We start from the raw sequence: 13454 nt of genomic DNA, 5'->3' as shown, positions 1-13454 counted from the left end.
CAAACATGGAACTGCGCAAGAGCTACTTCGCCGATGTCCGCAAGGACGATCTGCACGAGATCGGCCAGCCCCGACCACGCTCGGATTCCCCCGGCCACGTCACCGGCAAGACCGCCTTTTTCGCCGACCGCAACTTTCCCGGCACGCTGCACCTGAAGATGGTGCGCAGCCCGCATCATCACGCCCGCATCCGCTCGATCGACACCTCGGAGGCCGAGAGACATCCGGGTGTCGTCAAGGTGCTGACCGCCAAGGACGTGCCGCACAATGTCTACACAATCCTGATCCTGATCCAGATCGGGCCGGAGGACGAGACGGTGCTGGCCGACGGCAAGGTGCGCTGGAAGGGCGAGCCCGTGGTGGCGGTGCTGGCCGAAACCGAGCGTGCCGCACAGGAAGCCGCCGCCAAGGTCAAAATCGACTATGAGGTGCTGCCGGCCGTCTTCGACATGGAGGAAGCGCTGAAGCCCGGCGCGCCGCTGGTCAACGAGTATCACGGCCAGAATTATTATCTCTATGACAGCGGCGAATGCCGCAAGGTGCGTTTCGGCGATGTTGAGGCAGGCTTCGCATCCGCTGACCATGTGCTGGAGCAGAGCTATCAGTCCTCGCCGATCGAGCATGCGCCGACCGAGACCACCGGCTGCGTGGTGGCGCCCGAAGGCAATGACCGTTTCACCTGCTACACCAACACGCAGGCGATGTTCTTCACCCTCGACAATGCCTCGATCATCCTGCAGATGCCCGGCAACAAATTGCATTTCGTCGGCGGCACCGTCGGCGGCGGCTTCGGCGGCAAGGTCGACGTCATCGTCGAGCCGATCGCCATTCTCGGTGCCAAGCTGACCGGTCGTCCGGTTTCCTTCATTTATAGCCGCGAGGAGGAGATGCAGATCTCCTCGCCGCGCGCCGCCGAAAAGGTGGTCATCAAGGACGGCGTCATGAAGGACGGCCGCATCGTTGCGCGCAAAGTCACCGGCTACACCGATGCCGGCGCCTATTCGCGCCACTCGCCCTATGGCGCACAGAAAGGCGCCGGGCATTACCCCGGCCCCTACACCATCCCCAATGTCTGGATCGACACCTATTGCGTCTACACCAACCGCACGCCCTCCTCCGCCATGCGCGGCTTCGGCGTCACCATCGGCGATTTCGCGCTGGAGGTGCAGATGGACAAGCTGGCGCGGCTGATCGGCATGGATCCGCTCGAATTCCGCTTCATCAATGCCTATCGTGACGGCGACATGAAGGCGCATCGCCAGCCGACCGAGGGTGCGGCGCTGATCGAGTGCATGCAGGAAGCCTCGCGCGCCGCCAATTGGCCGGTGGCGGAAAAATTCATGGCGATGTCGTCCTACGTGAAGGGAGCTTGAGATGGCGATCAGGCGCGGGCGCGGCGTTGCCGCCATCAACTATCCGACCGGCATGAACCTTGGCGGCGACCCGACCCAGGCCTTGGTGCATTCGACGCCGACCGGCAATTTCATGGTCACGCTGTCATCAGTCGATCTCGGCCAGGGCATGAAGCAGATCATGGCGCAGATCTGTGCCGAGACGATTGGCGTGCCGACCGATCGCGTCGTCGTCGACACGGCCGACACCGACACCGGCCCGCACTGCATGGGCACCTTCGCCTCGCGCGGCACCCACCGCGCCGGCAATGCCGTCATTCAGGCCGCGAAGGAAGCCCGGCAGGTGATGCTGGAAGTGGCCGCAGAGGAGCTGGAAGTGAACGCCTCCGACCTCGAGACCGACGGACAGGGCAACATCCTGGTCAAGGGCGCGCCGCAAAAGTCGATCTCGATCTTCGATGTCGCGCTGTCGGCGCATTTCAAGCGCGGCCGCTCAATCTCCGGCCGCGGCATGTTCCTGATCCCGCGCTCCTATCCCGAGAAAGAGACCGGCGCGATGAAGCCGTCGACCTGCTACGCGCACGCCTGCACGGTGGCCGAGGTCGAGGTCGATGACGAGACAGGCGAGGTCACCGTGTTGACGGTCAAGAACATCTTTGAGATCGGCCGGGCGCTGAACCCGAAAATGGTCGAACAGCAGTTGGTCGGCGGCTCGTGGATGGGCATCAGCCACGCGCTGTACGAAACGACCGAGCCCTATTATCCCAATCGCGACCACGGCGGCACCGACTTCAATCAGTATCTGATGCCGGGGCCGGGTGACCTCGCGCAAACCGAGATCATCGTGCTGGAGAGGCCGTCGGCCGACGGGCCTTACGGCGCCAAGGGGCCGGGCGAAATGTGCGCCAATCCTCAGATCCCGGCGGTCGCCAACGCCGTCTTCGACGCCGTCGGCGTGCGCATCGACACACTGCCGATTACGCCGGAGCGCATCCTGCGCGCGCTCAAGGCGCACGCGGCGAACTGAGTGGTCGAAATGCCTGAGGTGAACGCCGAGACTGTAGCGACCTCGCCGGAGGCGGTGGCGCAGCACCTGGCCGCCTCGCGCTACCTGGCCGATGACAGCCTGGCGACCGCCATCTTCCTGGCCATCCGGCTGGGCAAGCCGCTGCTGCTCGAAGGCGCGCCCGGCGTCGGCAAGACGGAAGCGGCGAAGGCGATCGCGCAGCTGCTCGGTCGCGATCTGGTGCGGCTGCAATGCTACGAAGGCATCGACGCCGCGCATGCGCTGTACGAATGGAACTACCAGCGCCAGTTGCTCGCCATCCGCCATGCCGGCGAGCACGAGATCGACATCTATGACGACCGTTTCCTGATCGCGAGACCGCTACTGCAGGTGCTGAAGGCGCCGGATCAGCGCGTGCTGCTGGTCGACGAGATTGACCGTTCGGACCATGAATTCGAGGCGCTCCTTCTGGAATTCCTCTCCGATTTCCAGATCAGCATTCCCGAGCGCGGCACCATCCGCGCCACCGCTCAGCCGATCGTCATCCTGACCTCGAACCGCACCCGGGAACTCGCCGAGGCGCTGCGCCGGCGCTGCGTCTATCACTGGATCGGTTACCCCGACGCCGAGCGCGAGGCCGCCATCATCATGCTGCGCGCCGGCGATGTCGCCGAAGCGACGGCGCGCGCGGTGGCGGCAGCCGTGCAGACCATCCGCGCCCGCCCGCTGGCCAAGCCGCCCGGCATCGCCGAGGCGGTCGAATGGGCCAACGCCGCGACCATTCTGGAAAAGGTTGGCAGCCCATGGCCCGAAGCCTTCCGCCGCGCCATCGGCGTGCTGATCAAGGACGAAGAAGACCTGACCTACATCGCGCCAGAGCTTGGCCGGATTGTCGAGGAGGCGCTGGCGTGAGCGCCCTGCCCCGCGCGGCCACGCCGTTCCTCGGCTTCGGCCGGCTGCTGCGCCGCTACGGCTTTGCCGTCGCGCCGGAGCAGGTGTCCGGCTTCATGCAAGCGGTGACATTGCTCGGGCCGCGTTCGATGGCCGACATCCGCGAAGCGGCCCTTGCCACGCTGGCGCCGCCGCCCGACCGCCGCGACGAATTCGAGGCGCATTTCCAGAACCATTTCTGCGGCAACGCATCTGCCGTGGTCGAAGGCGAGGCCGACGAGGAAACCCGCATCAAGGACGATGGCGGCGCGAGCCAGGAAGAGATCGAGGTGATCAGCCAGCAGGAAGGCGGCGAGCTGTCCTCCGGCACCGAACAGTTGAGCACTCGCGATTTTCAGCGCGACATCGATGGCTTGGCCGCCTTCCGCCGCAAGCTCGCTTCCGCCCTGCCCGCCCGCCGCTCCTTCCGCACCGTGCGCACCCACTCGCGCGGCAAGCTCGATTTGCGCCGATCACTCAAGGAAATCGTCAGCGCCGATGGCGACGTGCCCTCGCCGCTGTTGCGCCGCAGGCAGACCGTGCCGCGCAAGCTGCTGATCCTGATCGACGTCTCCGGCTCGATGAAGCTGCACACATCGGACTATCTCAAGCTCGCCCATGCCGCCGTGCAGGGCGCGGACCGTGCCGAGATCTTCACCTTCGGCACGCGGCTCACCCGCATCACCGCGGCGCTGCGCATTCGCGACCGCGACCAGGCGCTAGCCCGCGCCGCTGCACAGGTCGACGACTGGGACGGCGGCACCCGCATGGGGCCGACGCTGCTCGCCTTCCTCTCAGTGCCGCGCTTTTCCGCTTTCGCCCGCGGTGCAGCGGTCGTCATCCTCTCCGACGCGCTGGAGCGCGGCGACCATGCCGAACTGGAGACAGCGATGCGCCGGCTGAGCGCGCGCGCCTTCCGGCTTTCACTGGCGACGCCGCTGGCCGGCGACCCGCGCTTCCGGCCTGCAACGGCGGCACTGCGCGCCATCCTGCCGGTGCTCGACGATCTCATCGACGGCTCGTCGCTCAAGGCCCTCACCGATTTCATCCTGTCGCTTGCCCGCCCAGCCCCGGCGGCGGCGGCAATCTGGAAGAGGGTTTCGTGATGCAGAAGGCAATCGACGCGCATTTCCACATCTGGCGCCAAAGGGACCAGCCCTGGCTGGTCGGACCGATGGTGCCGCGCATCTTCGGTCCCTACGAGCCGATCCGCCGCGACTACCCGATCGAGGAGTTTTTAGCCGACCAGAAGGGTGCCGGTGTCGAAAAGGCCGTCTATGTCCAGACCAACTGGGCCAAGGAGGATTTCGAGAAGGAGGTCGCCTTCCTGCAGAAGACCGCCGACGAGACCGGCTGGCCACACGCCATCGTCGGCTACACCGATATGACCGTGGACGATATCAGGCCCCAGATCGACCGGCTGAAAAAATATCCGCTGCTGCGCGGCGTGCGCATGCAATTGCACTGGCACGAGACCCCGGCCTTCCGCTTTGCCACTTCGGCCGACCAGGTCATCGACCCGAAGGTGCGCGCCAATGTCGCTCGGTTGAAGGATTATGGCCTGTCCTTCGACCTGCAGCTTTTCCCCGCCCAGATGAAGGACGGGCTGACGCTGGTCGGCGAAAACCCGGAGACCGATTTCATCCTCACCCATGCCGGCATGCTGACCGGCATGGAGCCGGAAGCCACCGAAGCCTGGAAAGCAGGCCTGCGCACGCTATCGGCGGCGCCAAACGTCTACGCCAAACTGTCCGGCCTCGGCACCTTCGTCCACCGCAACGACCCGGCGCTGATTGCCTACATCGTCGACAATGCGATCGACATCCTGGGCGCGGACCACCTGATGTTCGGCTCGAACTTCCCGATCGAGAAATTGTGGACGAGCCACGCCGAGCTGATCAAGGCACACCGCGCAGTGGTGGCCAAGCATGGCGCGGCGGCAGAGGCGGATATTTTCCGGAACACGACAGAGAAGGTGTATCGGCCGGTATAGTACAGATTGGCAATGGATCTGCTCACAACGGCCGACCTAAAACCTGGACCATATGCCGTTTGACACCGATGTTGACTGGCCCCGCCGTCCGCACCAACTCGAAGCCTTGCCCCCGCCAAAAGCGATGAGCCTGCTCATTTTCTGCGAGCACGCCGAGTTCCACCCACTTGACGTTCTGGGATTTCAGCCACCTGAAAAAGTCGTCGCACAGTGCTCGCCCCAACCCTCTTCCGCGAAGTTCTTTGTCAATCATGAACAATGCGATCCACCAACACTCCACTCGCGGATAATTGCGGTCGCAGGCCAGCAAGCCCACAAATTCGCCATCGATTGCCTTCACCCTGAATACGAACTTGTCGGCTTCCGTCCGGTTCGGTGGAAAGTTCTCAAATTCCTCCTTTGCACTGGCAGCGTTGGGCGGCTCGCCTCGTTCCAGCACGACATAGTCCGAGCAGCCCTGATACAGCGGCTCCAGTCGTGGAGCATCAATTCCAATCAGGCCTTCAATCTCGTAGCCAGTGAGCGAGGTTGGAAATCTGGTGCTTTTGTCCATGAAAATTCCAGCCCCGGAAAGCAGCCGCCCTCACTTCACCTCGAACTGCGGATCGACCGGGATCTGCATCGCAGTGACCATATGGTTGGTCTGCCCGGCCAGCCCGATGATCGACACCAGTTCGCCATGCTGTGCATCGGTCATGCCTTTCGCACGAGCGGCGGCGGTGTGCGAGTGGACACAGTAGGAGCAGCCATTGGCGGTCGAAACCGCGATATAGATCATCTCCTTGGTCAATGGATCGATGGCGCTGTCAGCGACCATCACCACCTTCAACTGTTCCCAGATCCGCTTCAGCGCCGGCGGATCATTGGCCAGCCCGCGCCAGAAATTGTTGACGAAATCGGATTTGCGCGTCGCGCGGATGTCGTCGAAGACGGCTTTCACGGCAGGGATTTTCTCCACCTCGGCATCGCTTAGGAGTTTTGTGGTCGCCATGATCTGGTTCCTTCGTTTGGATTGTCGTGTCAGCGCATTGAATCAGGTCTTGAGCAAATGAGGCCAACTACTTTGGATGATTCGAATTTCTGCTTTCGGGTGTTGAAGACGGGCGCCGACAAGGTGTGTTGAGATTGAGGTCAGGCCGCGCCGAAAACGGTGGGTTCCGAGAACCGGAGCGGAGCGTACTTTTCGTGCGCGAGCACCGGAAGCGCAGGAAGCTACCGTTTGCAGGCCGGCCTCACCTGAAAACCAGTACGCCTTAATGCACCGCCGCATACATTATCTTCTCCTCCGTTGCCTCCGCCGGCGAAAACTCTTCGACGATGCGGCCCTGGCGGCAGACCAGGATGCGGTCGGACAGGTTCATGATCTCCGGCAGGTAGGACGAGATGACGACGACAGCGAGGCCTTCGTCGGCCAGCCGGTTGATGATCTGATGGATCTCGGCGATCGCGCCGACATCGACGCCGCGCGTCGGCTCGTCGAAGATGACGACGCGCGGCTGCTGCACCAGCCCCTTGCCGATCACCACCTTCTGCTGGTTGCCGCCAGACAGTTCGACCACGCGCGCATTGTCGTTGATCGCCTTGATGTTCAGCGTCTTCGTCCATTCGGCTGAAAGCGCGCGCATCTCCTGTTGATTGATCACCCATGCCTTTTCGCGGCCCGCCGCCAGCAGCCCGCCGAACAGGTTCTCGGCAATGCCCATCGTCTCGAAGATGCCCTCGCTCTTGCGGTCCTCGGTGACATAGATAATGCCGTCAGCCACCGCTTCGCTCGGCACGAGATAGCGCACGGGCCTGTCGTCCAGCTCGATGGCGCCGCCGCGCAGGAAATCGCGCTTGTATATGCCGGAGACGATCTTGAAGGTCTCGGTGCGGCCAGAGCCGATCAGCCCGAACACACCGGTGATCTGGCCCTCGAAGATCGAGAAGGAGTTATTGCGCACGACATTGCTCATCGAGATGTCCTGCACTGACAGCACCTTCTTGCCGGCCTTGCGCAATTTCGCTTCGTCACGCTGGCGGTAGATCTGCCCCGACAGTGTGCGTCCGACCATGGCGGCGACGATCCGGTCGCGGTCGAAGGCGGATGTATCGTCGGTGATGACCAGCTCGCCATCGCGCAGGATGGTGATGCGATCGGCAATCATCAACGCCTCTTCCAGCGCGTGGCTGATAAAGACGATCGACACGCCGCTCGCCTTCAACCGCCGGATCAGCGCGAAGAAGTGCCGTTTCTCCTCCGGCGTCAGCGTCGCCGTCGGCTCATCGAAGATGATGATCTCGGCATTGTGGTGGACGGCGCGCGCGATCTCGACCATCTGCCGCTTGGCCGCACCCAGCGTCGCCACCATGGCGTTCGGATCGACCGGAAAATTCAGCGATTGCAGGAACTGCTGCGCCGAAATGTAGGTGCCGCGCAGTCGGTTGAGGAACTTTTCAGTGCCGAGGTAAAGGTTCTGCGCCACCGTCATCGACGGTACCAGACTGGTCTCCTGGAACACCATGGCGATGCCGGCTTCGAGCGCCGCATGCGGTGACACGTAGGCGATCTCCTGGCCCTTGTGGAACATCTTGCCGGAGGTGGCGTCGACCACCCCGGCGATGATCTTGGTCACCGTCGATTTTCCAGCACCATTCTCGCCGAGCAGCGCGTGGATCTCGCCCTTGCGCAAGTCGAAGCTGACGTTTTTCACCGCCGGCACGCCGCGATAAGTCTTGGTGACGTTCTCCAGGCGGACGATCGGTTCCATCAGAAGCCTCCCGTGGCGACGGACAGCACGCAGTCGCCGCCCCTGGAGGCGATGAACAGAAGGCCGTCCTTTTCTGCGACGCTGCAGATGCCGTGGCGCGTGCCGTTGGCGCGGCTGTGCAGGCTGAATTGCGGCTGCATGTTGCGGTCGAGCCTGACCACCAGCCCATAGGAACGGCTGGGCGACCACGGCTTGTGGATGCCCATGGTGCGGATGCCGCCGCATTGCAGCGGTTCGAGGAAGCTGCGGCTGGAGGCCAGCGCGGGCGCGATCCAATAGGCCGGCGGCACCTGCTCGATCATGTCCTGCCGGTAGTGCGTTTCCTGCAGCACGAATTCGATCAGCCGGTTGCGCGGCGCAAACAAGGTCAGCCACGCCCCGCCATCGGCGGCCGGCGACAGCCGTGCGGGATAGCCGGGCAGATGCGTCAACACCGTCGAGCGGTTGCCCGTCACGCCGTCAAACCGCACGAGCTGATGACGCCAGCTTTCGCTGACCAGCACATCCCGCCCCATCGGATGCAGCCCATAGGGAAAGGCGATGTCGCCGGCTACCTTGTGGATGTCACCGCCCGCCGCGTCTCGCTTCCACAGCGAACCGGACGCACCCTTCTTCATCAGGTCGGCGGCCCATTGCGACGGCGTATGCTCGGCCGAACCATTGGCCAGCCACAGCGTGCCGTCGTCGGCATGGGCAAGTGCTGTGATGCAACGGACCCCGGCAGGCAGCGCAACCTGCTTGCCGCCAGTCAGCAGCCTGCCGCTCTCCAACCCAACCGTCAGTTCACCCGATGGCGAGAGCGCCAGCGCTGTGACCGGAGATGGAAATTTCTCGACCACCGTTGGCTCCGCCCCGGCAGCAATCGCGAAGACGGCGTTGCCGCTGGAGGACAACAGCCTGTCGCTGGAAATCAGCAGATTGTCCGGCTCGGTCAGCTCGGTGAAAGCCGGCGCGTCATCCAGCCGCGTGTTGGGGCGGAAAGCGCCGTCGAGCGGCGGAATGGTCACCGCCTTGCCGCGAAAAAGGTCAAGCACCGGATCGAGGATCATGACTTCGCCCCCCAATAGGAAGCGGGACTGGTCCAGTTCGGGTCGGCGCCTGATATCTTGTAGCGGCCAATGCGGTTGTTGAGGATGCCGCCGACGAACAGAAAACCCTTGTGCTCGCGCATTGAGGTGACCATCGGGTGCGCGCCGCCGGTGAGGTCGCCCATCGCCTCGATGATGCCGCCCTTTTCGTTGAACTTCACCACCCCACCGGTGTTGATGTTGGGGAACAGCCATTCGTCCTGCGGCAGCCGGCGCGTCATGCGCTTGCGCATGTCGGGGTGGCGCAGCGACAGGTCGAAGCTCGGCGTACGCATGCCCAGCCACGCCATCCAGTAATTGCCGTCGGAGGCGCGGTTGATGTTGTCGGGGTAGCCCGGCATGTCGCGGATGACGCATTCGGCGGTGCCCGCCTTCGGCCCTTCCAGCCAGTAGCGATGCACGCGACAGGCCCAGCTTTCGGCGAAGAACAGCGACTTGCCGTCATGCGCCATGCAGACACCGTTGGTGTAGCGATAACCGTCTAGCAATGTCTTCGTCGAGCCGTTCTTCGGGTCGTAGACCAGCAGCCGACCGGTGGCACGGTTCTCGATCGAATCCAGCGCCCAGTCATGCGCATCGTAACGCTTGGTCGAGTCGGTGAAATAGATGCGGCCGTCCGGTGCGATATCGCAGTCATTGGGATCGCGCAGCCGCGCATCGTCGACGATCGAGGTCCACGAGCGCGACGTCTCGGCCGACAGGCGTTTCACCTCCCGATCCGATGAGACCGAATAGAGCCCCATGGCGCCGACGCAGCTGATCAGATTGCCTGATTTGTCGAAGGCAAGTCCAAGCGGAAAGCCGCCAATATGGGCAAACACTTCCGACCTGACATAGTCCGGCGCGAAGAAGCGGACGATCTCGCCATGGCGGGTTCCGCAATAGAGATTGTCGTCGCGGTCGAGAATAACGTCCTCCGGCCCTTCAAGTTCGCCGAGCCCGATGTGGTCGGCGGCAGACAGCCGGTTGTCGAGCTCGTAGGGCGTGCCCGAGCCCGGCACCGCCGACTGGGTCGCGCCCATCCTGAGATAGACCGGCGCAACATAGACCTCGTTCAGCACCTTGTGGCGGTTCTTCAGCCAGCGGATGTCGATGGTCACCGCCACCGCCAGCATGATGCCGAGCACCATCTGATTGGTGCCGGTGCCATAGCCCAACCGGATCAGCCCGTTGGTCATGGTCAAGACGATGATGGCGCCCATCAGCCCCTTGATCACCGAGCCACGACCGCCACCGAGGCTGACGCCACCGACCACCGCCGCCGTCAGCGCCATGATCTCGAGGTTCAGGCCTGTGCCCGGTCCTGCCCCGCTCAGGCGACAAGCGATGAGGAAGCCGCCGATCGAGGCGCAGAAGCCGGAGAAGACATAGGTCATGAACACGGTGCGGCGCACGCGGATGCCGGCATTATGCGCCGAGCGCCTGGAGCCGCCGACCGCCAGCACATGCCAGCCCGGCCGCGAACGCGTCAGCGCGATGTGGGTTACGATGGCGAGGATGATGGCCAGCCAGACCGAGACCGACAGGCCCCAGAAGGTGCTGTCGCCGATGAAGTCGAGCACATCCGATGTGGCGGTCGAGAGCTGCACGTCGGCTGCATAGGTGGTGACCAGGATGTCGAACAGCGCCCGTCCGAAGATGAAGGTGACCAGCGTGGTGAGAAAGGCGCGCAGGCGGAGGTAGCCGACGAGATAGCCATTGAAGGCGCCGAACACGAGGCCGGCGGCAAGCGAGGCGGCAAGCGCCAGCCAGATCGACTGTTCGAGGATGAAAAAGACATAGACGGCGGAGAAGCAGGACAGCGCAAAGATCGAGCCGACCGACAGGTCGATGCCGCCGCCCAGCATCACCACCGTCATGCCGGTGACGACCATCGAGAACTCGCCGAGCTGGCGGGTCGATTCCTGCAGCGAGGTCAGCTTGAGGAAGCCCGGAATGATCGAGCCGAAGGTCGCCAATGTTACCACCAGCGCCAGGAACGGAATGGCGTTGTCGGTCCAGCGTTTGGTCAGGATCTCGCCGACAAGGTGATCGGGCACGAGATTATAGCGCCAGGACTGGAGGCGTTCGCGAAAGGACATCAGGTCACTGCTGCAAGAGAAAGAGGTGGCCGGGCAATCCGGCCACCTCGTTGATTGGTGTTGGCAAGGATCTGCTTTATTTCGCCGCCGCTTCGGCCTGCAGCGCCTTCAGATCCCAGCAGCTGTCGGGCTTGAGGTCCGCTTTGGTCGTCGCCTTCTCCAGCGTGTAGATGTAGGTGTGCGAGGTGCCGGCAGGCTGGCCGCTCTGCAGCAGGAACTTGATGATGGCGTTCATGTCGCCCGACTGGCGGGCAAGCTCGGTCATCACCACGGCGCCATAGGTGCCGTCCTGCAGCTTGTCGCAATCGGCGGTCTTCTCGCCGCCGCCGGTGGTGACCAGGAACACCTTGCCCTCGAGCTTGGCGTCGCGGATCGCGGCCGAAGCGCCGGTGGCGTCACCATCCCAGAAGTCGATGATCGAGCAGATGTCCGGATTCTGCTGCAGCATCGTCGTCGTCACGTTGCGCGAGGTCGTCGCATCCCAATTGGAGTCGGGCTTAGCCACCACCTTGAAGTCGGGATGCTTGTCCAGAACCTTCATGATGCCGGCATACTGATAAAGGCTGGAGGAGTTCGCCTGGTCGCCCTGCACCAGGCCGATCTTCTTCGACGAGTTTTCGCCGCAGCCCTTGATCGCCGCTTCGGCCTCGAGCTGACCAAGCCGATCCCAGTCACTGCCGACAAAGGCGTCGGCGGGGAAGTTGGCCGGATTGTCGACCAAGAGCACATAGGTGCCGGCGGCCTGTGCCTTCTTCATCAGCTTGGAATAGGAGTTGAGGTCCGGTGCGTGGATGATCAGCACGTCCGGCCTGGTGTCCGACGAGATGGCGTCGGTGATCGCCTGCGCGCCGGCATCGACCACCCAGTTCGGGTCGCGCGTCTCGAACACGCCGCCCCAGGCCTCGACTTCGGTCTTCAGATAGTGCGCCCAGCCCTGCGCCAGGTCGAAGCCCATCGCCAGCGGCACCAGCATGACGCGCTTGCCCTTGAGCGACTGCGCATAGGCGGCCGGACCCGGATCGTCGGCGGCGAAGCTGGGCGCCACGAAGGCGGTAACGGCAAGCGCCGTGGCGGCGGCCATGAGTGTCTTGATCAGTTTCATGTCACGTCCTCTGTTTTGCTGTTGTTGTTCACGGACGGCCCCAACCGTCCGCGTTTGGTTTAGATATCGCCCTGCTGCGCGGTCTGTTCGTCACGTGGATTGATGATGCCGTCGACGATGATCGCCCCCAGCAGGATCGCCGCCTTGATCAGGTTCTGGTAGAGCAGCGGAATGTCGATGATCGTCATGGCATTGAGCAGGATGCCGATCAGCGCCGCCCCGACCAGCACGTTGCGCACCCCGCCCCGCCCGCCGGAAAGACCAATGCCACCGATCACCGCCACCAGCACGATGTCGTAGAGCAGCGTTGAATTGACGACGCGGGTGTTGATCGAATGCAGGCTGGCCGCCGTCAGCAGGCCGGCAATCAGTGCGACGAAGGCTGACAGCACATAGCGCAGCACCAGCATCGGCCGCACCGGAATGCCGATGTTGCGCGCCGCCACCGGATTGTCGCCGGCGAAATAGATATAGCGGCCCCATTTGGTGTAGCGCAGGAACAGGAAAAGCAGGAAAGCTAGGCCGGCGAAGACGAACACCTCGATGGGAATGTCGAGGAAACGCAGGCCGCCGAGTAGCTCGACCCAATGGCCCTGCGGCACCGGCACGGCATCCTGCGTGATCAGTTGCGAGCGCACATAGCCGAAGACGAAGGAGCCAGTGGCCAGCGTCACGAAGATCGCCGGCACATCGGCATAGGCGACGAGGAAGCCGTTGAGCAGGCCGATGGCGAGCACGCCGGCCAGCACATAGGCGAAGGCCAGCCCGTCGGGTGTTCCCGAATTCAGAAGTTGCAGATACCAGGCGACAGACATCGCCATGATCGCGACCGCCGAGAGATCGATGCCCCGGCCGATGATGACGACCGCCATGCCGAGCGCGAGTATGCCCAGCACCGACACCGAGCGGACGATGGCGACAAGGTTGTTGGGGTCGATGAAGCCCGGCAGGCCGATGGCGGCGGCAACGAACAGCACCACCGCAATGGCAAAGACGATGCCTTCCTGGTTCAGGCTCCTGAAATTCGGCCAGCCAATCGTGTTCATGTCTGCTTACGCCCCGATGGCAACGCTGCCACCCCTTGGGGAAGAAAGCTAATCGGCTCAGCGCCGGTTCGTCAAATGAATCCGCGTTCAGAAGCCCGGCCAGCGG

12 protein-coding genes are annotated in these 13454 nt (G+C 63.5%); 5 read left to right on the top strand and 7 right to left on the bottom strand.

The window, feature by feature from the left end:
- The first annotated feature begins 5 nt into the window (after window positions 1-5).
- From B5V02_RS42210 to B5V02_RS07890, 5 genes are read left to right on the top strand one after another with little or no spacing between them, the layout of a single operon-like run.
- Entirely contained in the window at window positions 6-1373 is a 1368-nt protein-coding gene (locus B5V02_RS42210) for a xanthine dehydrogenase family protein molybdopterin-binding subunit (RefSeq protein ID WP_111543558.1), read from the top strand.
- A 1-nt stretch (window position 1374) separates the two neighbouring features.
- The gene (locus B5V02_RS42205; RefSeq protein WP_111543557.1) at window positions 1375-2379 is read left to right on the top strand and encodes a xanthine dehydrogenase family protein molybdopterin-binding subunit; all 1005 of its coding nucleotides are present in this window, start codon (window positions 1375-1377) and stop codon (window positions 2377-2379) included.
- Window positions 2380-2388: 9 nt separating this feature from the next.
- A complete protein-coding gene (locus tag B5V02_RS07900) occupies window positions 2389-3270 on the top strand; it encodes an AAA family ATPase (RefSeq protein WP_111543822.1) in 882 nt (293 codons plus the stop codon).
- A gap of 5 nt (window positions 3271-3275) precedes the next feature.
- Entirely contained in the window at window positions 3276-4394 is a 1119-nt protein-coding gene (locus tag B5V02_RS07895; RefSeq protein WP_342633850.1) for a vWA domain-containing protein, read from the top strand.
- Complete coding sequence (locus B5V02_RS07890; protein WP_167458422.1) at window positions 4394-5281, top strand: amidohydrolase family protein; 888 nt, start codon at window positions 4394-4396, stop codon at window positions 5279-5281. The genes B5V02_RS07895 and B5V02_RS07890 overlap by 1 nt, the downstream gene beginning before the upstream one ends.
- Before the next feature lie 22 nt (window positions 5282-5303).
- On the opposite strand, the gene B5V02_RS07885 is transcribed toward B5V02_RS07890, so the two are convergent.
- The 7 genes from B5V02_RS07885 to B5V02_RS07855 form a co-directional block, all read right to left on the bottom strand.
- Window positions 5304-5834, bottom strand: a complete 531-nt coding sequence (locus tag B5V02_RS07885; protein ID WP_111543554.1) for a GNAT family N-acetyltransferase — start codon at window positions 5832-5834, stop codon at window positions 5304-5306.
- Window positions 5835-5864: 30 nt separating this feature from the next.
- A complete protein-coding gene (locus B5V02_RS07880; RefSeq protein ID WP_111543553.1) occupies window positions 5865-6272 on the bottom strand; it encodes a carboxymuconolactone decarboxylase family protein in 408 nt (135 codons plus the stop codon).
- A 262-nt stretch (window positions 6273-6534) separates the two neighbouring features.
- On the bottom strand, window positions 6535-8031 hold the full coding sequence (locus B5V02_RS07875) for a sugar ABC transporter ATP-binding protein (protein ID WP_111543552.1): 1497 nt from the start codon (window positions 8029-8031) through the stop codon (window positions 6535-6537).
- Window positions 8031-9080, bottom strand: a complete 1050-nt coding sequence (locus B5V02_RS07870; RefSeq protein ID WP_111543551.1) for an SMP-30/gluconolactonase/LRE family protein — start codon at window positions 9078-9080, stop codon at window positions 8031-8033. Before B5V02_RS07870 ends, B5V02_RS07875 begins: the two co-directional genes overlap by 1 nt.
- Complete coding sequence (locus B5V02_RS07865; protein ID WP_111543550.1) at window positions 9077-11200, bottom strand: ABC transporter permease; 2124 nt, start codon at window positions 11198-11200, stop codon at window positions 9077-9079. The genes B5V02_RS07870 and B5V02_RS07865 overlap by 4 nt, the downstream gene beginning before the upstream one ends.
- 76 nt (window positions 11201-11276) lie before the next feature.
- Entirely contained in the window at window positions 11277-12302 is a 1026-nt protein-coding gene (locus tag B5V02_RS07860; RefSeq protein WP_111543549.1) for a sugar ABC transporter substrate-binding protein, read from the bottom strand.
- Window positions 12303-12361: 59 nt separating this feature from the next.
- On the bottom strand, window positions 12362-13348 hold the full coding sequence (locus B5V02_RS07855) for an ABC transporter permease (RefSeq protein WP_111543548.1): 987 nt from the start codon (window positions 13346-13348) through the stop codon (window positions 12362-12364).
- Between the last annotated feature and the right edge of the window lie 106 nt (window positions 13349-13454).

The organism is Mesorhizobium kowhaii, from assembly GCF_003253745.1.
In the GTDB taxonomy this organism is placed as follows: domain Bacteria; phylum Pseudomonadota; class Alphaproteobacteria; order Rhizobiales; family Rhizobiaceae; genus Mesorhizobium; species Mesorhizobium kowhaii.
The sequence above is the reverse complement of the archived record's forward strand: the minus strand, read 5'-3'. Positions and strand labels throughout refer to the sequence as shown.

What these genes read in the sequence shown, in the direction of transcription:
- B5V02_RS07885 (WP_111543554.1), bottom strand. Translation starts at nt 5,834, where the DNA reads ATGGACAAAAGCACCAGATTTCCAACCTCGCTCACTGGCTACGAGATT.
- B5V02_RS07855 (WP_111543548.1), bottom strand. Translation starts at nt 13,348, where the DNA reads ATGAACACGATTGGCTGGCCGAATTTCAGGAGCCTGAACCAGGAAGGC.
- B5V02_RS42205 (WP_111543557.1), top strand. Translation starts at nt 1,375, where the DNA reads ATGGCGATCAGGCGCGGGCGCGGCGTTGCCGCCATCAACTATCCGACC.
- B5V02_RS07875 (WP_111543552.1), bottom strand. Translation starts at nt 8,031, where the DNA reads ATGGAACCGATCGTCCGCCTGGAGAACGTCACCAAGACTTATCGCGGC.
- B5V02_RS07900 (WP_111543822.1), top strand. Translation starts at nt 2,389, where the DNA reads ATGCCTGAGGTGAACGCCGAGACTGTAGCGACCTCGCCGGAGGCGGTG.
- B5V02_RS07860 (WP_111543549.1), bottom strand. Translation starts at nt 12,302, where the DNA reads ATGAAACTGATCAAGACACTCATGGCCGCCGCCACGGCGCTTGCCGTT.
- B5V02_RS07865 (WP_111543550.1), bottom strand. Translation starts at nt 11,200, where the DNA reads ATGTCCTTTCGCGAACGCCTCCAGTCCTGGCGCTATAATCTCGTGCCC.
- B5V02_RS07870 (WP_111543551.1), bottom strand. Translation starts at nt 9,080, where the DNA reads ATGATCCTCGATCCGGTGCTTGACCTTTTTCGCGGCAAGGCGGTGACC.
- B5V02_RS07880 (WP_111543553.1), bottom strand. Translation starts at nt 6,272, where the DNA reads ATGGCGACCACAAAACTCCTAAGCGATGCCGAGGTGGAGAAAATCCCT.
- B5V02_RS42210 (WP_111543558.1), top strand. Translation starts at nt 6, where the DNA reads ATGGAACTGCGCAAGAGCTACTTCGCCGATGTCCGCAAGGACGATCTG.
- B5V02_RS07890 (WP_167458422.1), top strand. Translation starts at nt 4,394, where the DNA reads ATGCAGAAGGCAATCGACGCGCATTTCCACATCTGGCGCCAAAGGGAC.